The organism is Paraburkholderia silvatlantica, from assembly GCF_003096715.1.
In the GTDB taxonomy this organism is placed as follows: Bacteria; Pseudomonadota; Gammaproteobacteria; order Burkholderiales; family Burkholderiaceae; genus Paraburkholderia; species Paraburkholderia silvatlantica.
Genome location: NZ_QEOL01000001.1, coordinates 218253 through 239272, shown reverse-complemented (window position 1 = coordinate 239272; position 21020 = coordinate 218253). Strand labels below are relative to the sequence as shown.

The window sequence follows — 21020 nt, the reverse complement described above, 5'->3', positions numbered from 1 at the left end:
TTTTCGCATACGCCATGCCCGAGCCGGATTATGGGGCACGCGAGCCTCGCGCCAGGGGTGCGAACTCGTCCTTACCGGATCCCGCGCTTGATGAGCGGAATGAGCGAGTCGATCGTCGCGGGTGTCTGCACCCCTGCTCCGGTGTTGATGGTTAGTCCCGCGAAGTGATAGGCCGCCGAGAGCACGCACTGCGTGACGGGCAGAAAGCCCTGCAGATAAAGCTGCTGGTCGAGCGTCGCGGTGATGAATTTGCTTTGCAGTCCGGAAATCGTGGCGGGTGCGAGATCGATGCCGCCCACGATGATTTGCCCCGGCTTCTTGCCTGCCTGCTGGAGCGCCTGCGGAATGAACCCGGTCACGCCGCCGTGCTGGGTGCCAATCGCCTTCAGATCGGGGTGCGCCTGGATAAAGGCGACCAGGATCGGCACGGCGAGCGATGAATCGGAATCCACCTGAGGCGAGATATTGAGCCGGGTCACCTTCACGCCGGCCTTTTCCAGTGTCTCGGCAAGACCACGGTCGGACTGACTGCGCACACTCTCGTTGAAGACACCGTATTCGAGCGCCTCGTCGCCCTTCTTGAGCCCGGCGTTGAGCATGGCCTGAGCGGTGATCTGCCCGCCCACGTAAAGTTCGACGCCGGCGTAGCCGAAGCCCTTCGCGTCGTAGAGCTTCTGGTTGTCGGGTAGCGGCGTATTGCCGACGGTCACGATGATGCCCTGGTCTACCGCCTGCTTGATCAGCGGGGCGAAGGCCGGATCGCCCGGATGGCCCATGATGCCGATACACGTCGGCTTCGCCGCCATCGCCTGGCGAAACTGCGCGAGCATCGTCTCCGGGCTCCATGCCGAGAACTGCTCGATCACCTTGATGCCGAAGGCATGCCCAGCATCCGCAGCCCCGGTCTGACGTGGCAGCGTCGCGCCGTCGCCGGGGTTGCCGCCCATCTGCATATACATTGTCATGCCAGCGCCGAGCTGGCCCGTCGTGGTCGGCTCAGTGGCACCGGCAGTCGGCGCGAGGCCGAACGCAAGCACGCTCGCCCCAAGGAGGAACCCAGTCATGATCTTGTTCATCTCCGCTCCTATCTCCTGATTTAACGGCTTTATCGCCGCCCAAGCCTGAGTCTTTCGCGCAGCGCGCGCAGCCTGGCGGGATTCTCGACCAACAGATGCAGGATCACGGCGACGATGAACACCACCCCTTCGATCGCCTGGACCCAGAAGCCGGCGATACCTGTCGCAACGATTCCCGCCTCCAGCATGCCAATCACGAAGGTGCCGAAGAAAGTCCCCACGATCGTTGCCGTGCCGCCGAAAACCGAGGTTCCGCCGATGAACACGCCGGCCAGCGCCGGCAGCAGGTAGCCTTGCCCCTGGGTCGAGAAGTAGTTCAGATTCTCGAGCGTGAGCAGGACCGTGGCGAAACCGGCCAGCACACCCATCAGCGTGAACAGTTTTACCGTCTCTCGCAGCACGTTGACGCCCACGACCTTCGCCACGTTGCGGTTGTCTCCGATGAACAGCACGTGCTCGCCAAAACGGTGGCGATTGAGGATGAACCACATGAACACGGCGAGCCCGAGCGCCCAGATCGCTTGCATCGGGATCAGACCGAACAGCGTGCCCGCGAATACCGCATAGGCTGAACCGCTGGCGAGTTGCTGCAGCGCATAGGAGAGCCCGCCGGAAAGGATCGAAGCCACACCGGCCCAGAGGAACTGCGTACCGATCGTCACGATGATGGACGGCATGCCGACCACGGCGACCAACACCCCGTTCACCACGCCGACCAGCGCGCCGCCAGCCAACGCTGCAATCATGGCTAGCCAGGCGGATCCGGTGGTGTTCACGCACCAGGCGAACAGAAAACCCGAGAACGCCATCACCGAGGGGAAGGACAGGTCGATCTCCCCGGCCGCAATCACGAGAGTCAGTCCGATCGCCAACACAACCAGCGGCGGTACGGTGGTCAGGAAGGAGAAGTAGATTGGCCAGCCCAAAAAGACGCGCGGTGCGGTTGCCATGAACAGGCCGACCACCAGCGCGAACACGACAAGGCTCGGCAATCCCTCCATGCGGGCAAAACCCGGCAGGCGCCAACCCACCAGGCGTACCGGCCGTTTATCCTTTATCGGATCGCTCACGGCCTTGTCCCCGCAACCGGCGCCGGCCCGTGCCCGCTTTGCTGTAGCGAAATCAGGAACCGCGTGAGGTCCTCGAGGCTCATCTCGCCTGACTTGATATCCGCAACGATGCGGCCGCGATCGAGCACGACCAGCCGATCGGCGAGCTCGTGCACATGAGCGAGGTTGTGTTCGATGTAGATGCAGGCGCGGCCGGACTCCTTAATGGAGCGCACGAAGTCGAGAACCTTGCGCACCTCGCTGATGGCAAGCGCCACCGTGGGTTCATCGAGAATGATCAGATCGCTGTCGAAATGCATCGCCCGTCCGATCGCGATGCCCTGGCGCTCGCCACCGGAAAGTTTCGCAATCAACGAATCCGCATCGATCCCCACGCCGCGAAAACCGAGCTGTTGCTTGAGAATATCGTTGGCTATGCGCCGCTCTTCGGCGACATCGATAAAGCCGAATCGGTTGGTGATCTGGCGGCCGACAAAAAAATTACGCCACAGCGGCTGCTTCTCGCCGAGCGACTTCTCCTGATAGACCGTCTCGAAGCGCAACCGGTGCGCCTCGCGCACGGAAAAGCGGCTCCAGTCGACCTCCTCGTCGCGGATGAACAGCTTGCCCGTGCTCGGCCGCACGACACCGGTCAGCACCTTGATGAGTGTCGATTTACCCGCGCCGTTATCGCCGATCAGGCCGACGATCTCGTTGCGCCCAATGGCGAGGTCGATGCCGGAAAGCGCGCGTATCTTGCCGTAGGACAGACTGATGCCCTGCGCGCGCACGATATGCCGCCAGTCGCTCGCAGCGCGCGCGGCATCGCTCGCCGTCACGCTACGCTCCAGCGCGAATGACCCACAGGGATGTTGTGTACGACGATAGCCATAAACCTTCCCCTTTGCTTATCGATCGCCGCATCAACTTACATTGGAAAGTCTCTGGAATTCAGCAAGATTTACAGTCTAGTTCAAGAATCGCCTGACGAGACCCCTTATTTCCTCGGGAAACCACTAGTCCAGGGTATCTGGCAACGGGATGCAAGGACCCGCGCACGCCCACGATTGATAGCAAACTTCGCGCGCGTTATCTGACGCGGCCGCTCGTGCCGGAGGCGCAAGAGCGCCGTTCGCTAATACGGCATTGTGGTCGACAACGCGCCTGCCTGGCCTCATGCCCCGGCGCGCGGCATCGGCTGAGCCAGCCGCCGCGCGAGATTGGCGCGTGCCGCCGCCTCGCAATGCGAATGAAAGTAATCGGTCAGATAGATGCGCGGCCGCGCGAGCAGGGCTTCCAGAATCCGTCGCTCGTGCATGGCATATGCGTGGTCGTCGAGGTCCGGACGTTCTGCTCTCAGGCGCATGCCGTTGTCCTGAAACTGGCGGCTCGGCGCGCCGAGCGACGCGAGATCGATGTCGCACACGAAGCGCGCATCCAGTTCGTCCGGCGCGCGGGTGTGCCGGGTTGCGAGAATCGCTTCGCAAATGCGCTCGCAAGCAGAGATACGACCGTCTGCGTAGCGCCGCAACCACTGCGCGCTGCGCGCTTCATTGTCCTGAGCGCCGGGAACATAGATCACGTCGTGGCACCACAGCGCAAGCTCCACGAGATCGCCATGTGCAATGGCCTCGCGCGCCCGATCGAAATCGCGCAGGCAGCGGCGCACGTGGCGCAACGTGTGGTAGTGCCGCCCCGGTTCGCCATAGCGCCGCGCGAGATCGGCATAGACGGCCTCGGCGCGCGAGCCCCCGCTGCGCGACCATAACGCGACGAAGCGTCCCTGCGTGCGGTTCACCTCTGCTCCTTTGCGCACCGCGCGATGCTCGGTGAAACGCCTCGCGTATGTCGATGCTCGAACACTCGCCGAGATCCGCGTAGCGCTGCGCATACAACCGCGTCGCGGCGAGGGACCAACATGGGCCCATTATGCGCCGCACACCTCGAGGGAACAGCCCCGATATTCATCTGGCATCACGCTGACAACATCACTGCAAAACGTATACTCCCTGCCAGTATTCGCCTATACTACCCCGCAGTATCCTCAATCGACGCCGTCATGCCTCATTCCCCCGAAGAAAAGAAGCGCGTGCTGACACGCGTGCGTAAGGTTCGCGGCCAGCTGGACGCGCTCGAGCGCGCGCTGGAGGAAGGCGCGGACTGCGCGCCGGTGCTCCAGCAACTGGCGGCGATTCGCGGCGCGATCAACGGCGTGATGGCCGGTGTGCTCGAAAGCCACTTGCGCGAAGAATTCACACACCTTGCGGGATCAGCGGAGTCCCCGGGATCGATCGATGATGTCGTGACCCTCGTTCGAACCTACTTACGCTAGCTCACCGCGGGATTTCCCGCGCTGATTGGCCGACCCTCTTTTTTAAAGGACTACTATGAAATCGCGTGCTGCAGTTGCGTTTGCGCCGGGCAAACCCCTCGAGATCGTCGAGATTGACGTCGAACCGCCCCGCAAGGGCGAGGTACTGGTCAAGATCACGCATACCGGCGTTTGTCATACCGATGCCTTCACGCTCTCCGGCGACGACCCCGAAGGCCTCTTCCCCGTCGTGCTTGGCCACGAGGGCGCCGGGATCGTCGTGGAAGTCGGTGAAGGCGTGACCAGCGTGAAACCCGGCGATCACGTGATCCCGCTCTACACCGCCGAATGCGGCGAGTGCCTGTTCTGCAAGAGCGGCAAGACCAATCTGTGCGTGTCCGTGCGCGCGACCCAGGGCAAGGGCGTGATGCCCGACGGCACGAGCCGCTTCAGCTACAACGGCCAGCCCCTCTATCACTACATGGGCTGCTCCACGTTCAGCGAGTACACCGTGGTGGCCGAAGTTTCGCTCGCCAAAATCAACCCGCAAGCCAATCCCGAGCAGGTGTGCCTGCTGGGCTGCGGCGTGACCACGGGTCTGGGCGCGGTGAAGAACACCGCCAAGGTGCAGGAAGGCGATACCGTCGCCGTGTTCGGCCTGGGCGGCATCGGACTTGCTGTGATCCAGGGCGCGAAGCTCGCCAAGGCCGGCCGCATCATCGCCATCGACACCAATCCGGGCAAGTTCGATCTGGCGCGCGCCTTTGGCGCCACCGACTGCGTGAACCCCAAGGATCACGAAAAGCCCATCCAGCAGGTGATCGTCGACATGACGGGCTGGGGCGTGGATCACAGTTTCGAATGTATCGGCAACGTCAACGTGATGCGCGCGGCGCTCGAATGCGCGCACCGCGGCTGGGGGCAATCGGTCGTCATCGGCGTGGCCGGCGCGGGACAGGAAATCTCCACGCGCCCGTTCCAGCTCGTGACCGGCCGCCGCTGGCTGGGCACGGCGTTCGGCGGCGTGAAGGGCCGCTCGCAATTGCCGGGCATGGTCGAAGACGCGATGGCGGGCAAGATCCAGCTCGCGCCGTTCGTCACCCACACGAAGCCGCTCTCGGGCATCAACGAAGCGTTTGACTTGATGCACGAGGGCAAATCGATCCGGACCGTCGTTCACTACTGACACGCAAAGGAAGCTGCGAGACAAGGGCCTCGAGCCCTACGACTGTCTGAGCCCCGCGCTCATGGATCTTCTCTCCACCCAGGCCGCCAAGGCCAAAGGCACTTACCGGGAGGCCTGAAACGCTTATGGAGCGCATTGAAAGACACGCCAGCCACGGCGGCAGCCAGGAGGTCTGGAAACATGCCTCTTCCACCGTGGGCGGCGACATGAAGTTTGGCGTCTATCTGCCCGAGGCCGCGTTGCGCGGGCAGAAGTGCCCCGTGCTGTACTGGCTTTCGGGTCTGACCTGCACCGAGCAGAATTTCATCACCAAGGCAGGCGTGCAACGCTATGCGGCGCAGCACGGGATCATCGTCGTCGCGCCGGACACCAGTCCGCGTGGCACCGATGTGCCCGATTCGCCCGACTACGATCTCGGCCAGGGCGCGGGCTTCTATGTGAACGCCACGCGGGACCCTTGGGCAGAGCATTTCCGCATGTACGACTACGTGGTCTCCGAATTGCCCGCCGTCGTCGAGGCCGGGTTTGCAGCGAGCGAGGCGCGCTCGATCAGCGGGCATTCGATGGGCGGGCACGGCGCACTGGTCGTTGCGCTGCGCAATCCGGGCCGGTATCGCAGTGTATCCGCGTTCTCTCCGATCGTCGCGCCGAGCCAGGTGCCATGGGGCGAGAAAGCGCTCGCCGCCTACCTCGGCGACGACCGCGAAGCGTGGAAGCAGTATGACGCCGTCGAACTGGTCGGCAACGCGAGCGAACGCTTGCCGCTACTCGTCGAACAAGGCGGCGGCGACGAGTTCCTGCATACGCAGCTACGGCCGGAACTGCTGCAGGCGGCCTGCGAAAAGGCAGGGCAACCGCTGACGCTCAACGTTCGCGAAGGCTACGACCACAGCTATTACTTCATCGCGAGCTTTATCGGCGAGCATATGGCTTTTCACGCCAAAGCGCTGGCTTGAAGCGCGCCTCGCGCCCGTCCGCTTGTTTCTGCGGCCGGGCCGCTTTTCTATCTTCGTTCATATGCGAGGCGCCAGGGGATATTGAGAATTGGCCAGATCCGCTGCCTGCATCACTTCCCGATGATGGCGGCGCTCGCACCACTGCTTGACGGCTCAACCCGTCTCGGCGACGCGGCACGCACTATCAACGTTATTGGCTGGCATCCGCCCAATCAAAGGCTCAGCAGCCCGCGATACAAACTGTAGCCCGCCACGACCGCGGCAACGAGCACGGCCGCGAATACGACTTTCTCGGGATGAGAAAACACGCGCTGCCCAGCCTCGCGCCTCGCCTTGGCGAACAAGACCACACCCGGCGCATAAAGCAGTGACGCAAGCAGAAGGTATTTCACGCCGCCCGCATAAAGCAGCCAGACGGCGTAGAGCACGGACACCGCGGCAATCATCAAATCCCTGCGGCGCTCCTTTTGCGACAGTTCGTAAGTCTCACCGCGAAAGGCAAGCAATAGCGCGTAGGTTGCCGACCAGAAATAAGGCACGAGAATCATCGAGGTGGCGAGATAGATGAGCGAGAGGTACGTGCCTTTCGACACCAGCGTGATGAGCAGAAACATCTGCACCATGCCGTTCGTCAGCCATAACGCGTTGGCCGGCACCTGTCTCGCGTTTTCCTTGCGCAGGAACGCGGGCATCGTGCGGTCGCGCGCGGCCGAGAACAGAATCTCCGCACATAGCATGACCCACGAAAGCAGCGCGCCAGCCAGCGAAATGGCGAGCCCCACGCTCACCAGCACCACGCCCCAATGTCCGATAACGTGTTCGAGCACGCCGGCCATCGAGGGATTCTTCAGCCCGGCGAGTTGGCGCTGCGTCATGATGCCGAGCGACAGCACGTTGACGAGCACCAGAACGAGAAGCACGACGAAAAATCCGATCACCGTAGCCTTGCCGACGCTCTTGCGGTCCGCGGCGCGAGCCGAAAATACAGTCGCCCCTTCTATACCGACGAAGACCCAGACCGTGACGAGCATCATGTTCCGGACCTGATCGTGCACGCCGCCCAGCGCCGGATTCGAGCGCGCCCAGATATCGGCCGAGAAGATGTCCAGCCGAAACGCGAGGAGGCAGATAAGCATGAACAGGACGAGCGGAACGATCTTCGCAATTGTCGTGATCTGATTGATGAAACTCGCTTCTTTTATGCCGCGCAGTACCAGAAAGTGCACGCTCCATAGCAGCGCCGAGGAGCAGGCGAATGCGGGTAACGTATTGCCTTCGCCGAATACGGGGAAAAAATATCCGAGCGTGCTGAATAGCAGCACGTAGTATCCGACGTTGCCAAGCCACGCGCTGATCCAGTAGCCCCAGGCCGAGGCGAAGCCCATGTAATTGCCGAACCCGGCCTTGGCGTAAGCGTAGACGCCGCCATCGAGATTCGGCTTGCGGTTCGCGAGTGTCTGGAATACGAGTGCGAGCGCGAGCATGCCGAAGGCCGTAATAGCCCAGCCAATCAGTACGGCGCCAACACCTGCGGAAGCGGCCATATTCTGCGGCAACGAAAAAATGCCGCCGCCGATCATCGAGCCCACGACGAGGGCAACGAGCGCGCCCAGCCGCAGCCCGTTTGTGTGCCTGCGTTCCCCGGCGGCATCAAACCCGTGGGTAGCGTCGCTCATATGCGCTCCGTCTTCGCAGTGATTGGTCGGGGGCGTCCGGCTCCATTGCGAATCAATGTTGGCAGGTATGCGGGCAAATGCAAGGAAAACCCTGCGCAGCCGGAAACGACAGGAAACATCGGGCAATGCGCCGAGCATCGCTTGCGTTGCGATATGATCGCGTTTTACTGTGCCGGAAATCCCCACATGCAAGTGCTGGTCGACGCTGACGCCTGCCCCGCCGTCATCAAGGACATGTTGTTTCGGGCGGCGCGACGCGCCGAAGTCCAGGTGACGCTGGTGGCAAACCAATATCTGCGCACACCGCCGTCGCCCTTCATCAAGTCGATTCAGGTGCCGTCAGGATTCGACGCGGCTGACGCCCGCATCGTCGAACTGGTCGAGGCGGGCGATCTCGTGATTACCGCCGACATACCGCTTGCCGCTGCGGTGCTCGAAAAGAACGCGCAGGCGCTCGATCCGCGCGGCAACTGGTTCACGCGCGAAAATATTCAGGAACGGCTGACGATGCGCGACGTGATGGATCAACTACGCAATGCAGGCATTGAAACGGGCGGTCCGGCGCCGTTCAGCGCGCGTGACGCCAAGGCGTTTGCCGGCCAGTTCGATCGATTTCTCGCGCGGCATAGTCCGCCGCCGCGCAAGGCTGAGTGATAGCGGAAGACGCAAGACGTTTGGGATCATCGCGTCACGATTGCCGAATTCGCCGGCCTCACCCCTGCTATCGCGTTCGACTTCGAACCGAATCCGCGGCGTGTCGATCTGGTGAGCGCCCCGTTCGACGTGGCGATCGGCATGGAGAAGTCTGAAAGCTCGCAGTTCATTGCGCGTCCGCTGGCGTCGCTCACGCCTTACGTCTATGCGTCGCTGCTTCAATCGTTGAGGTTTTGTTTGCCGAGGCCCGCATCACCTCGGCTATCCTGGCCGACGTCTTCGATCTGGTACACGCGCGTGCGCACAGCGGGAAGCTCGGGCGGTTCCTGCGCGATTCCCCAGGCGCTCAGCAAGCCTTCAAACGATGCACCGGCCGGCGCCGTCCGTGGCTCCGGCAGAGGCACACCGGTCGAGCGGTAGCGAGCGGATCCCCGTGCACTCGGGCCCTTGTTGACGCGTTCGGCGGCGCCGTTGCGCATGGCGTAGCGAACGACATCCGAGGCTTCGCGTGAACTCATCAATCCCGACGCAGTCATTTCGCTGACCGACGCACTTTCGCGTTGCGCCAGCCAGTGCAGCAGCGTGAGCGCGCTAGCGTGAACCTTCATTACCGGCCTCTCCCGTCTTTGTCTCTTCAGTGTCCGCGCGCGGGCGTACGCGGTAACCCCGGAGCGGCCGGCACGCCGCGTGTTTGCATTCATGTTTATCTGCTCATCCGAGGGTATCGGCAGCCGTCAGACGAATCTTTAGCGCAAGCGATGAGTTTATGAAGGCAGCCTCCTTTGCAATAAAAATGAAAGAATCCGGAATTCAATCGAATCTTCCATAGGAAGGTTTGGTCTGTCATCCCACATATTCGCAGCCCAAAGCGCGTCAGAATCGACGCAAACCGCATGGGACAGCGGCCCATGATGCAAAACACATAAACACCCGACTGCCGCCTCGACGCGGCCGCGGCCGCATGCGTGGATCGCCGCCCACCGTCTGGAGCGGGCGCGCTTGCTGTAGCGCACGACCGCCCTGCCGCTCGCGCAGATTGCAGCAGAGTGCGGTTACGCGAACGCGAGCCGCTTCAGCCATCGCTTTGCGACGCGCTCGACGCCGTGCCGAACGTCTATCGTCAAGCATTCCTGACGTAGTCGTATGTCCGCCGGTCCCGCCTTGCGTGGCTCCATGTTTTGACGCGCCACTGGACCTTGTCGCGGCTACCGGGCCTGCCTATCGTGACGTCATGCCCAGGACGTTCACCGCAAAGAGCCCGCCATGTTCCGAACCATCGTCGAACAGACTTCGCGCTTTAGCGCTGTTTTCCCCTTGCCGCGCGCTCTGCGCACAATTTTGCGTGGCGTCGCGATTCTGGTTGCGGCGGCAATGGCGTCAATGCTTGCGCTCACGATCGCTCCACACAGCACCCGCGCCAATCTTGAACTATGCATTGCATGGCAGTCCGAATCACACCTGGATCCCCGAAAGACCGATTCTCGCAGCGCCCCGTCAGCACAGTCTGCCCAGTCTCTGGCGATCGATCGCTGCATCGAATAGCCGCCACGCTCCACCGGCAAAAATCCCACACACCGCCGAGGCTTTGTCACAATGTGCGGTACGCGCCGGCAATGAGGCGCCTTGTCAAAGGAGATCGCGATGGCCGAGCTTGTGACTTGCCTGTGGTTCGATGAAGGTAGAGCACGCGAAGCGGCGGAGTTCTACGCCGCGACGTTTCCGGACAGCCATGTCGGGGCTGGCCATGTTTCCCCGATACCGGGCATCGGCGTGGGGGCGGAACTCGTGGTCGAATTCACGGTGCTCGGCCGGCGCTTCGTGGGCCTGAACGGCGGCTCCGACTTCCAGGCGAACCAGGCCGTGAGCTTCATGGTCGAGACCCATAGCCAGGAAGAGACCGACCGCTACTGGAACGCCATTGTCGGCAACGGCGGCGAGGAGTCGGATTGCGGCTGGTGCAAGGATCGCTGGGGGTTTGCGTGGCAGATCACGCCAAAGCGCCTGCTCGAATGCGTCTTCGGCGCCGATCGCGAAGCCGGCAAGCGCGCGATGGAAGCGATGATGCAGATGCGCAAGATCGACATCGCCGCGATCGAACGCGCCGCTGCCGCAAAGTAAGCGCCACGCGGCCGGACACCGCAGTCAACGCGCAGTCAACGCGCAGTCGACGTATAGCTGGCATGCAGATGACGCCAACATGGCATGCGCGTCATATCGGGCGCATAACGCGCTAACCACGTCGCGAGCAGGGAACGATACCTGCGGGATGCTCTCGTACGCACAAGGGCGGCGCCACGATACGTGAGCCGCCGCCCTGTCATTCATCGAGCGGTCGACGCCGGACAGAGCGGCGCCGCCGCGTTGCTTGTGAGGGCACCATGGAGTCTCGCCAGGGGCGTTCGATCGAAGTCGACTTTTTCCGCGGCGTCGTGCTGATCGTGATCGTGCTCGATCACATTCCAGGCAGCGCCTTGTCGCAGGTGACGTTGCACGCTTACGCGCTATGCGACTCCGCCGAAGTGTTCGTGTTTCTCGGCGGCTACGCGTCGGCCGCGGCCTTTATGGCCGTGCGCGCGCACCGTGGCGTGAGCGCCGCGCAAGGGCGCTTCCTGCGCCGCAGCTGGGAAATCTACCGCGCCTATCTGCTGACCGCCCTGCTCACCTTGCTCTCGGGCGCGATACTCGCGCTCTTGCACGTGAACCCGACTGCCGCCGATCTGAGCGGCTGGGCGTCGTTTGCCACGCATCCGGTGCGCGAAACCTTCCACGTCGTATTGCTCGCGCGCCAGCCGTATCTGTCGAGCGTGCTGCCGATGTATGTCATATTTGCGCTGTGCGTGCCCGCGGCGGTGCCCTTCGCCCGCCGCGCGCCGCTCTCCACGCTGATGTGCAGCCTGCTGCTCTGGGCCTTCGCGCCGCTGCTGGCTGCGCTCATCGGCTCGAGCACGTTCGCGAACTGGCCGTTCAACCCGTTCGCGTGGCAGTTGATGTTCGTATTCGGCATGCTTTGCCGGCTGTATCCGTTTCCGCCCGGATTCAAGACCTCGGAAACCGCGCGCTGGCTGGTACGATTCGCGTTCGCCGCGGTGGCGCTGTTCGCTGCGCTTAAATGGTTCGTCCTGACTCAACCCATGCCTGGGGCAATGAAACAGCATCTGGCCTTCGCGCGCGTCGTCAACTTCATCGGCATTGCCATGGTGGCGGCGTATTTCGTCCATCGCGGAACGATCGCGCGGGTCGCCGCGCGCGTGCCCGCCGTAGTGACCGTGGGCCGCACGGGGCTCGTGTGCTTCGTCGGCGGCACGTTGATCTCGGTGATCGTCGACAGCGCCACGCCACACGCGCTGCATGGTGCGGCGGCATTCGCGGCCGCGCTGGCCGGCGACATCGTCGCGATCGGCGCGACACTCATGCTCGCTCGGGTCTGGCACGGAACGCTCGGGCGCCAGAAGGAAAAGACCCGCGTGAGCGCAAACGGAGCCGGCTGCGGATGATACGACGGGGCAAGCGCACACACGGCTCCCTCAGGGCGATCGCCCTCGCCACGCTCACGCTCATCGCTGGCAGCCCCGCTTTCGCGCAGCACACGCCTTCGCTGCCGCTGCATTGCGTCGACCTTGCCGGCGCGCTGCTGCCGCCCGCGAGCATCGGCCTGCCGACCAACGGTGCACTCGTGCTGAGCGCTGCGATGATCCCTGCAACCGCCACAGGCAATCTCAACGGCGACTTCTGCCGCCTGACCGGCGTGATCCGCGCCCAGAGCGCCGGGACGCCGGACATCCGCTTTGAAGTGAACCTGCCGAGCCGCTGGAACGGCCGTGCGCTGCAATTCGGCGGCGGCGGCTACAGCGGCGTCGTGGTGACAGGAACCGGTCCGATGCCCTTCTCGCCCGACCGCGCGCCGCTCGCGCGCGGCTATGCGACCTTCGGCGACGACTCCGGCCACAACGGCACGTCGTCGGAGGCCAATTTCGGACTGCTAGAAGAAGCCGTAACCAACTTCGGCTATGCGCATCTGAAAAAAGCGCATGACGTTGCGCTCGCACTGATCACGCTCGGCTATGGGCGGCTGCCGGAGCACGTGTATTTCGCGGGCGGCTCGACGGGCGGCCGCGAAGGCTACACCGTAATCCAGCGCTATCCCGACGACTACGACGGCGTGATCGCGAACTCGCCCGCGCTGAACTTCTCGGGCGTGCGCCTGATCGGCGTTGTGACGGGCCAGCACGAATACCGCACGCCGGGCGGCTATCTGTCGCCGCTATTGCTGGAGCACGTGTACGAGCGCGTGTTGCAGGTGTGCGATGCGCTCGACGGCGCGGCGGACGGCCTCATCAGCGACGTCGAATCCTGCCGCGCGAGAGAACCTGAGATCATCGACTCGCTGCGTTGCGCCTCACAGGACCAGCAAGACCAGACGGATCGCCAGCATGCCGCCGACGACTGCCTCACGCCGCCGCAGATCGCGACGCTGGAGAGCCTGCGCGACGGCCTGCGCCTGCCCTACGCGCTCGCCTGGAATGCGGACACCTATCGCGGCTACAACGTCTTCCAGGGCACGCGCTTCACGAGCATGCTGGGCCTCGCGCATTCGCCCCAGCGGCTGACTCAGCCGGGGTTCGTCACCAACGGCTACCTGTACGCCCAGGGCGATGCCTACCTCAAATACTTCATCACGCACGACCCGACTTTCGATTCGACGAACTTCGACGTGATGCATCCCGGCCGTTACCGCGAGCGGCTCTTTACGCTGTCGACGACGATTGGCGCAATGAACCCCGACGTCTCGCACTACATCGCGCGAGGCGGCAAGCTCATCACCTTGCAGGGGCTCGCCGACGAGGTCATCAGCCCGAACCAGACGATTGCGTATTACCAGGGGCTGGTGGGGCGCTACGGCGAAGCGCGCGTGGACAGCTTCATGCGGCTTTACATGGTGCCGGGTTACCAGCACGGCAACGGCGTGTTCATCCCGTCCGTCGACCTGCTCGGCGCGCTCGACGACTGGGTCACGCACGGCAGCGCGCCGGAAACGCTGTTCGTGACCGATATTGCCCAGGCCACGAACGGCCGCACGCGGCCGCTGTGCCGCTACCCGGCGTTTGTGCGCTATCTCGGCAAGGGCAACCTGAATCGCGCGACCAGTTTCACATGCGTGATGCCGCAATGACCCATGCGCGCTACGCGTTGCCCGCCCGGCGAGCGGCGCGCTGAGGCAGCGCCACGATGCAGCCGACGATAAAGACCGCCAGCAGCGCGGATGCGTAAAAACGGCTGAAGTGCAGGCCACCATCGGCGACGGGCTTGTCGAGCAGATCGCCCAGCGTCGCGCCGAGCGGGCGCGTGAGCACGAACGCGAACCAGAAAAGTGCGGTGCGCGATACGCGCGGCCACAACCACAGCAGCGCCACGACAACGAGGCCTGCGCCGAAGATCGCTGCGCCGTATTCGTAGCCCACGCCAAGGCCGCCACGGTCTTCGCCCGCCACCCAGTCGCCCAGCGCGGTGCCGAGCGTTTGCGAAAACAGGATCGTAATCCAGTAAAACCATTCGACGCGCGGCGTCGCGACACTCTCGATCGAAACCGTGCCTTCTACCCGGTACCAGATCGCGAGACTGGCCACGAGCAACAGAAGAATGATCGATACGCCGCCAGGATAGCCTACGCCGAGCGAGCGGTCGAAAAAGTCGGCGAGCGTTGTGCCGAGCGTGGTCGTGGCAACGATCGTCGCCCAATAGAGCCACGGGTAGAAGCGCTGTGCGCGGATCTGCGCCGCCACCAGCACGACGAAGCACGCGAGGAAAATGAGCGAGCCAACCAGATAACCCAGATTCAGTGACATCGTCACCCAGTCACCGCCGGTTTCGCCAAGCGTGGTGCATGCAACCTTGATGATCCAGAAGCCGAACGTCACGGCGGGGACCTTGCTGAGCGCGTCTTCGATGAGACTTCGTGTGGTGGTGGACATGAATACTCCTTGCGCCGCATGAGGGGCGGAACGAAACAGCTTGGGACTATATGCCGCCGTTGCTTAACTAAGCCTTAACAACGGCCGAATACGCGCTAAACGTGCATCGTTGCCTGCGCATAAGCAAACTCTAAGGTTGACTGCGTAGCCTGTGGATACACGTCGTGGTGATCGGACGCCGCGATGTTGAATGAGCGGCTGAAAAACGGGTTTTGCGATTCGCGCACTCTTTTTCAGTAATCCGAAGTAACTTATGTTACATGGAGTCTGTATCATGAAAATTCTACTTGCTACTGCCATGGTCTCGCTCGGCGTCGCATTGTCGCCCGCCGCCTTCGCACAGAACGCCGAATCCCCGGCACAAGCCACGCAGATGCAGCAACCGGCAAGCTCGCAGCACGCCGGCGCTCAACGCGCCGACAACTCCGGCTATGGAATGGAAAGCTCGGGCACCTCGAATGCGTCGGTTGCGCAAACGTCGCGCCACGACGCACTCATGTCACACGAGGGCCGCAACGGCCTGTTCGCGCATCATTGATGTGCGAACAGGTCGAGCCGGCTGGCATGACAATGGCCTAAAGCCCGGCACATGGTGATTTCACCCGCCGCCGCGCCGCTTGTCGCGCGCCAGTTCGGTCGGCGGCATGGCGTCGCTTTCCTGCAGGGGTTCACCGGCAAGCCGGCGCTTGCCGGCCTGATCGCTCGCGATACCCGACGTTTCTCCTTCTGCGTCATATTCGGCGGCAATCTGTTTTTCGGCGCGGCTCCAGTATTCGTCCGCCCGACCTTCCGGCGCGCCGTCGTCTTCCCAGAGTTGATAAGCGCGTCGCCGGACGCGCTCTTCCCGTTGTGCATTCATGGTCGTTCCTCCGATGTGCGCGCGTGAGCAGCGCGGCAACCGCCCGGCCTCGGCTGCGGATGGCGCACTGCCCGTGCAGCGAGCAAACACGGTGCCCGATGCGTTGTCACCGGCGGCGACGGGAGATCACTGCTACCTTCAGCTATCGGAAAGCCGGTGACCGATCTCACGAGCGTTTCATAACATCCACACACCCCGTCACCGCGACAGGCTGAAACCGATGCGCGCCGCCCAGCGGTGCTGGTTGTAGTCGAGAAGATCCTCGCCATAGCCGTTGAAATAGCCGATCCACAAGTAGCCTCCCCAGGCGTTGCCGAACAACTTGGCGAGCGGGTATGTAAATTGCGTGTCGACGCTGCCGTACCACGATTTCGTGCCCTTTCGCAGCGTGGTCGCGAGTTGCCAGCCGTCCGGGCTGCCATATTTGACCAGCAGATCGACATACCCGCGATAGTCGGCGATATTCGAGTTCTCCCCGGCAATGTGCGTGTAGCCATAGATCTTCGGTGCGATGGTCAAGTGGTTCGCGTTGAGATCGCCGAAGTCCCAGATCGGCTTCACGTAGAAGTAGTCCAGGCCGCGCGATTCCGGTCCGTCTTCCCCGTTCGAGTCGTGCTCGTAGCCCGCCTCGATACCCATGCGCGTGAACCATTTCGATCTCCACCCGGTGTCCTCGAGGTAATAGAACAGCGCGGGCATATAGCTCGTATCGCGGAACGGCGCGGAATACTCATTGATGTCCCACAACGAGGTTTGCGTATACGCGAAATAGAGGTTGTCGACGAAACCTCTGGAGCGCGGATCGTCCGGCAACACAAAGCGGAATTTAAAGCTGACCTGGAATTTCGCGAGATCCGAGTCGTTCGAGGCAAAGCCGTCCGCGAAATAATTCGGTTGATAAAACGAAAAGCGGCCCGCGATAGCAGTGGTCAAATCCGGCACGAGCGAATTGGAAGGCTTCACAGTCGAAGGCGGCATTTGTGAGGCGAGCGACTCGTTGCCCGCCATCGGCCCTTCGGCAGAGCCAATAGCCAGTGGAGTGGATGCGGACCCAACGGCCGCCGCGGTTGCTGTGGCTGGCGCGGGCGCATTCGCCGCGGCCTCGCGCGGCTTGCGCGTGAGCAGGACCACAGAAGGCGAAACGTCGACGCCGGGCACGTCCACTCTCACGGCTCCGCGCGCCCACTCGGGCCAGGGCGCGCTATAACTCACCGCCTTCATTTCCCCGGCCGCGAGCCGCACGTGCTCGGGCGCACCGGAATCGCGCGTGAGCAGCACCGTCCTCGGCAACTGCTCGCCGTTGGTGAGCGCAATGCTCAAGGTGCGAGGCACATCGACCGAGGTGCCGGAGGGCGCATCGCCCGTGTAGACGATTGTCACCACGAGCGGCTCGTCGGACCTGGCCTCGCGCGGCGGCCGCATGATCGACACGGCGGCACGACTTGTCGGCATATAGCCTGCGAGCGTGGCCATGGCCAGCGCCAGGCACGCCAGCCTTGCCCATGGCAGCCGGACGCTCTGCTCGGAACGGGAAGCGGATATCCTGCAAGATGCCAGTCGACTCGCCACGTTGCCTCCGTCTATCGCCAGAATGATTCGCCGCACAGCGAATCCAGCCGATGCTGTTCTACGAGTGAAGCGTGGTGCACTCGGGAATCGTGCCCTATTCCCTGTCATTCGCTGTTACATAGAGGATGCCGAAACGGGTTGCCGCCGCTGCTATGATCAAAATGGTTCGTTCGGACTTGCCGGCGAACGCTTTTCGCGAGGGTTGACAATGAAACCTGTCCTGCTTGCACTAGCCCTGCTCGGCGCTTCCACGTGCTGGGCGCAGGCCAGTGCTCCGGCTGCGTCGTCGCATCAGCATCACGTTGAAACCGTCGACGACCGCGTGAAAGAATTGCATGCCGAACTGAAGATTACTCCCGCCGAAGAGGACCAGTGGGCGAAAGTGGCCGACGTCATGCGCAATAACGCCAAAACCGTGGATGATCTGATCCAGCAACGGCACGACAATGCGCAGCAGCAAAGCGCGGTGGAGAACCTTCAATCGTGGAACGGGATTGCCCAGGCGAACGCCGAAGGCAGCAAGGCGATGCTCGACGCCTTCTCGGCGCTATACGCGACCATGCCCGACTCGCAGAAGAAGCTTGCGGACGCCGCTTTCCGGCCCACGGAAGCGCACACGAAATAACCAGCCGCGAGTGCCGGCAACGCGCGCTCGCGACGGAGGATCGGCGATGAAACTCCGTGTGTTGAAGTTTGCATTCCTTTGTATCGCGACGACGCTGTGCGCGATGCAATCCGCACAGGCGCGCGTGAACGTCAATGTCGGCGTGGGCATCGGTATTCCGGGGGCGTTCTACGCGCCGCCGCCGCCCGTATTCTTCATGCATCCCGCCGCGCAGATGTGGCCGCCTCCCGTTGTGTATTCGCGCCACGGCTTTTCTCCGTGGCACCGTCCTCCGCATTTCATGGGTCCGAGACACGTCCGGCATCCCGGCTGGGGACCGCCGCCGCCGCGCTGGCGCTAACGCTAGCGCGCCCCTTGCCCGATTACACGGCAAACAAAAAGCCACGGCTCGCGAAAGCCGTGGCTCACCTCAGTCCTCAGCGGTATCAGGCGCCGAGTGCGGGATCGCTATAGCTCGGGCGGCCCGTCTCGACGTGCCCTGCAATGCGGCGCACGAACGTCGCATCGCTATCGACGGTGATCGTCAGGTCGTACCAGCCGTACGCGTTGCGCAGGTCGAGATAAAGCTGCTCGGTGTCGCCGCCGGGCACGGTGCGCTGGATCTTCGTGCCCGGGTCATATGCGTTGACGATCGTGAACCGGCAACGCGCGCCGCCCTTGTTCTCGAGGCGCAGTTGCAGGTTGCCGTTCGCCACGTCGTAGCCCTCGGCCACTTCGGGGCGCGCCGTTTCATTGCCGCCGAGCCAGCCCAACCCGCCCGACTTGACCTGCGTGCCCGCGAAACGGCGCAGAAAACCGTTCGGCCCATGCACGCTGAAGTCGTACGCGCCGCTGGCGCCAATCGCGAACTTGTCCTGCAGATGCTTGCCGGCTTCGACCGTATAGGTGCGCGGCGCATCGGCGCTGCCCGCCGTGTAGACGAGGAACACGGCACCGGCGCGGCCCGAATTGACGAAGCGCGCGGTGACATCGCCCGCGCTGGCATTGGCGTCGAAGCGTACGAACAGCTCGTACGGGAGCGCGCGCGCGTTGCGCACGCCCGCTTCCTGCTTCGGCACGCTGCCCACGACCGGCGGCACCGGCACGTAGTCGGGGTGACGCAGTTTGTCGGGCGGCGCATAACCCGTCGTGGAGGGCAGCGCGGGGATCGCCGCGTTGGGCGTGGCGAAGTTGAATGCCGACGTGAGGTCGCCACACACGGCGCGGCGCCACGGCGTGATGTTCGGCTCGCGCAGGTCGTGATGCAGACCGAAGCGCTTCTCGATGAAGCGGATCACGGAAGTATGGTCGAACGTTTCCGAGCACACCCAGCCGCCGCGCGACCACGGCGAGACCACGAGCATCGGCACGCGCGGTCCGAGACCATACGGGCCGGCTGCATACTTGCTGCTGCCCGGGAAGATTTCGTTCGTCGTGTCGACGGTCGAGAGGCCGTTCGCGCTCGAAGCCGGCGGGAATGGGGGCGCCAGGTGATCGAAGAAGCCGTCGTTTTCGTCGTAGTTCACGAGCAGGACGGTCTTGCTCCAGAGGTCCGGGTTCGACGTGAGGATCTGCAGCACCTGGTCGACGTACCACGCGCCATAGTTCGCGGGCCAGTTCGGATGCTCCGAGTACGCCTCGGGCGCAACGATCCACGAAACCTGCGGCAGCGCATTGTTCGCCACGTCCTGCTTGAGCACATCGAAATAGCCGCCGCCCGCCAGCACGTTCGTGCCCGTGCGTGCGCGGTCATACAGCGGATTGCCGGGCTGGGCGTTCTGGTATTGATGGAAATACAGCAGCGAGTTGTCGCCGTAGTTGCCGATGTAGGGGTTGTCGCCCGTCCAGCCCCATGAGCCCTTGGCATCGAGGCCTTCGCCGATGTCCTGGTAGATCTTCCACGTGATGCCCGCACTCTGCAGCACTTCGGGATACGTGGACCAGCCGTAGCCGGCTTCCGCGTTGTCGACCACCGGGCCGCCGCCGCTGCCGTCGTTGCCCACCCAGCCCGTCCACATGTAGTAGCGGTTCGGGTCCGTCGAGGTCAGCGTCGAGCAGTGGTACGCGTCGCAGATCGTGAAGGCGTCGGCGAGTTGATAGTGGAACGGGATGTCGTCGCGCGTGAGGTACGCCATCGTCGTCGTGCCCTTGGCCGGCACCCACTGGTCGTAGCGGCCGCCGTTCCACGCAGCGTGCGTGGTGGGCCAGTCGTGCGGCAGATCCTGGAGGAACTGCAGGCCGAGGTTGGCCGCCGTGGGATGGAACGGCAGCACTTCGCCCACACCGGCTGCGAGCGGCTGGTTCCATACGGGTTTGCCGTTGGGCAGCGTGATCGCGCGGGTGTCGCCGAAGCCGCGCACGCCGCGCAGCGTGCCAAAGTAGTGGTCGAAGGAGCGGTTCTCCTGCATGAGGATCACGATGTGCTCGACATCGCGGATGCTCCCGGTGCGATTGTTCGCCGGAATCGCGAGCGCGTTGCGGATGCCCTGCGGCAGCATCGTCAGGGCGGTGGCCGAACCGGCGCTCATCGCGGCGGTGCGGAGAAAGTCACGGCGGCTTCTCGATGTCATCTTGTGGTTTCCATCTTCAGGTTGAGAAAGGCACGCACGGCATGCCGCCTCGACGGGCGGCAGGCGGCAAGGCCGCGCGGCCGGGTACGTCAATCGGCGGTGTGGATAACGGGTGTGACAAGCGGTTCGATTTGCGCGGCTTGTGTGTCTTGCGCGGTCCCGCCGGCGGGTAACTTCGCCGGCGACCGTACGGCGTTCGCGGGCAAGGCTACGCCGGCGTTTGCCATGCTGTTCGCACTATCTGGGAGATTCGATGCGCCCGCATCCGACGCCAGCGTGAATGCGTTGGCGAGCGGCGGGCTCGATGGATTGCTGCCTGGCCGCGTTTGCGCGAGTTCGCGTGCGGCGTTCGTGGTGAGCGCGGCGCGCGCGTCGCTATCGCGTGCGCTGCATGCGCCAAAGGCACACAGCGCGGCAGCGCATGCAAGCAGCATGGCAGGCGCACGCATCGTCGCGAATGCAGCGGGCAGGCTCAACCGTTTGCGCGACGCGCCCGCCAAAAGCAGGCGCGCCGGCGCGGATTCGACCGTCATCGAAGTCT

The 21020-nt window shown here is 63.5% G+C and carries 22 protein-coding genes and 2 pseudogenes; 13 read left to right on the top strand and 11 right to left on the bottom strand.

Annotation, left to right across the window (positions count from 1 at the left end):
- Positions 1–71 precede the first annotated feature (71 nt).
- The 4 genes from C7411_RS01120 to C7411_RS01105 all read right to left on the bottom strand — a co-directional run bounded on the left by C7411_RS01120 (position 72) and on the right by C7411_RS01105 (position 3923).
- Entirely contained in the window at positions 72–1076 is a 1005-nt protein-coding gene (locus tag C7411_RS01120; protein WP_110382732.1) for a substrate-binding domain-containing protein, read from the bottom strand.
- A 29-nt stretch (positions 1077–1105) separates the two neighbouring features.
- Positions 1106–2146 (bottom strand): ABC transporter permease, encoded by a 1041-nt coding sequence (locus C7411_RS01115; protein ID WP_243412998.1) that lies wholly within the window; start codon positions 2144–2146, stop codon positions 1106–1108.
- Positions 2143–2916, bottom strand: a complete 774-nt coding sequence (locus C7411_RS01110; RefSeq protein WP_243412997.1) for an ATP-binding cassette domain-containing protein — start codon at positions 2914–2916, stop codon at positions 2143–2145. The genes C7411_RS01115 and C7411_RS01110 overlap by 4 nt, the downstream gene beginning before the upstream one ends.
- 383 nt (positions 2917–3299) lie before the next feature.
- A complete protein-coding gene (locus C7411_RS01105; protein ID WP_110382729.1) occupies positions 3300–3923 on the bottom strand; it encodes an HD domain-containing protein in 624 nt (207 codons plus the stop codon).
- A 261-nt stretch (positions 3924–4184) separates the two neighbouring features.
- Between C7411_RS01105 and frmR the strand changes: the two genes are divergently transcribed.
- The 3 genes from frmR to fghA all read left to right on the top strand — a co-directional run bounded on the left by frmR (position 4185) and on the right by fghA (position 6578).
- The gene (gene frmR / locus C7411_RS01100) at positions 4185–4457 is read left to right on the top strand and encodes a formaldehyde-responsive transcriptional repressor FrmR (RefSeq protein ID WP_028203886.1); all 273 of its coding nucleotides are present in this window, start codon (positions 4185–4187) and stop codon (positions 4455–4457) included.
- 55 nt (positions 4458–4512) lie between these two features.
- On the top strand, positions 4513–5622 hold the full coding sequence (locus C7411_RS01095) for an S-(hydroxymethyl)glutathione dehydrogenase/class III alcohol dehydrogenase (RefSeq protein ID WP_110382728.1): 1110 nt from the start codon (positions 4513–4515) through the stop codon (positions 5620–5622).
- Positions 5623–5747: 125 nt separating this feature from the next.
- Positions 5748–6578, top strand: coding sequence for an S-formylglutathione hydrolase (fghA, locus tag C7411_RS01085; RefSeq protein WP_110382727.1), 831 nt, complete (start codon positions 5748–5750; stop codon positions 6576–6578).
- Positions 6579–6790: 212 nt separating this feature from the next.
- On the opposite strand, the gene arcD is transcribed toward fghA, so the two are convergent.
- Complete coding sequence (arcD, locus tag C7411_RS01080; RefSeq protein ID WP_110382726.1) at positions 6791–8254, bottom strand: arginine-ornithine antiporter; 1464 nt, start codon at positions 8252–8254, stop codon at positions 6791–6793.
- A gap of 186 nt (positions 8255–8440) precedes the next feature.
- On the opposite strand from arcD, the gene C7411_RS01075 reads away from it, so the two are divergent.
- A complete protein-coding gene (locus C7411_RS01075) occupies positions 8441–8908 on the top strand; it encodes a YaiI/YqxD family protein (RefSeq protein ID WP_110382725.1) in 468 nt (155 codons plus the stop codon).
- A 39-nt stretch (positions 8909–8947) separates the two neighbouring features.
- Positions 8948–9121 (top strand): annotated as a pseudogene (locus C7411_RS37960) (LysR family transcriptional regulator); the annotation flags it as partial.
- Between the two features lie 5 nt (positions 9122–9126).
- On the opposite strand, the gene C7411_RS36870 reads toward C7411_RS37960, so the two are convergent.
- A complete protein-coding gene (locus C7411_RS36870; RefSeq protein ID WP_133253602.1) occupies positions 9127–9609 on the bottom strand; it encodes a hypothetical protein in 483 nt (160 codons plus the stop codon).
- 256 nt (positions 9610–9865) lie between these two features.
- Here C7411_RS36870 and C7411_RS37955 point away from each other — a divergent pair.
- From C7411_RS37955 to C7411_RS01050, 5 genes and pseudogenes are all read left to right on the top strand, one after another.
- Positions 9866–10047, top strand: a pseudogene (locus C7411_RS37955) (helix-turn-helix domain-containing protein); the annotation flags it as partial.
- Between the two features lie 124 nt (positions 10048–10171).
- Positions 10172–10450, top strand: coding sequence for a hypothetical protein (locus C7411_RS36865; RefSeq protein WP_133253601.1), 279 nt, complete (start codon positions 10172–10174; stop codon positions 10448–10450).
- 99 nt (positions 10451–10549) lie between these two features.
- Positions 10550–11026, top strand: a complete 477-nt coding sequence (locus tag C7411_RS01060) for a VOC family protein (RefSeq protein ID WP_110382724.1) — start codon at positions 10550–10552, stop codon at positions 11024–11026.
- A gap of 260 nt (positions 11027–11286) precedes the next feature.
- Positions 11287–12402 carry an OpgC domain-containing protein gene (locus C7411_RS01055; protein ID WP_110382723.1) on the top strand — a complete coding sequence of 372 codons (1116 nt, stop codon included), beginning with the start codon at positions 11287–11289 and terminating at the stop codon, positions 12400–12402.
- A complete protein-coding gene (locus C7411_RS01050) occupies positions 12399–14078 on the top strand; it encodes a tannase/feruloyl esterase family alpha/beta hydrolase (RefSeq protein WP_110382722.1) in 1680 nt (559 codons plus the stop codon). Before C7411_RS01055 ends, C7411_RS01050 begins: the two co-directional genes overlap by 4 nt.
- 10 nt (positions 14079–14088) lie before the next feature.
- On the opposite strand, the gene C7411_RS01045 is transcribed toward C7411_RS01050, so the two are convergent.
- Complete coding sequence (locus tag C7411_RS01045) at positions 14089–14877, bottom strand: COG4705 family protein (RefSeq protein ID WP_110382721.1); 789 nt, start codon at positions 14875–14877, stop codon at positions 14089–14091.
- Positions 14878–15151: 274 nt separating this feature from the next.
- Here C7411_RS01045 and C7411_RS01040 point away from each other — a divergent pair, with 274 nt between their 5' ends.
- Complete coding sequence (locus C7411_RS01040) at positions 15152–15415, top strand: hypothetical protein (protein ID WP_133253600.1); 264 nt, start codon at positions 15152–15154, stop codon at positions 15413–15415.
- Positions 15416–15475: 60 nt separating this feature from the next.
- Here C7411_RS01040 and C7411_RS01035 read toward each other — a convergent pair whose 3' ends face one another.
- Positions 15476–15736, bottom strand: a complete 261-nt coding sequence (locus tag C7411_RS01035; RefSeq protein WP_110382719.1) for a DUF2934 domain-containing protein — start codon at positions 15734–15736, stop codon at positions 15476–15478.
- 198 nt (positions 15737–15934) lie between these two features.
- Positions 15935–17209: a phospholipase A gene (locus C7411_RS01030; protein ID WP_243412996.1), complete on the bottom strand. Its 1275-nt coding sequence runs from the start codon at positions 17207–17209 to the stop codon at positions 15935–15937.
- Here C7411_RS01030 and C7411_RS37950 point away from each other — a divergent pair.
- Complete coding sequence (locus C7411_RS37950; RefSeq protein WP_110382717.1) at positions 17208–17930, top strand: Spy/CpxP family protein refolding chaperone; 723 nt, start codon at positions 17208–17210, stop codon at positions 17928–17930. The genes C7411_RS01030 and C7411_RS37950 overlap by 2 nt on opposite strands.
- Before the next feature lie 46 nt (positions 17931–17976).
- Positions 17977–18270, top strand: coding sequence for a hypothetical protein (locus C7411_RS01020; RefSeq protein WP_110382716.1), 294 nt, complete (start codon positions 17977–17979; stop codon positions 18268–18270).
- A gap of 85 nt (positions 18271–18355) precedes the next feature.
- Here C7411_RS01020 and C7411_RS01015 read toward each other — a convergent pair whose 3' ends face one another.
- Together C7411_RS01015 and C7411_RS01010 are read right to left on the bottom strand one after the other, a co-directional pair.
- Entirely contained in the window at positions 18356–20479 is a 2124-nt protein-coding gene (locus C7411_RS01015; protein ID WP_110382715.1) for a phosphocholine-specific phospholipase C, read from the bottom strand.
- Between the two features lie 89 nt (positions 20480–20568).
- The gene (locus C7411_RS01010) at positions 20569–21012 is read right to left on the bottom strand and encodes a hypothetical protein (RefSeq protein ID WP_110382714.1); all 444 of its coding nucleotides are present in this window, start codon (positions 21010–21012) and stop codon (positions 20569–20571) included.
- Positions 21013–21020 lie beyond the last annotated feature (8 nt).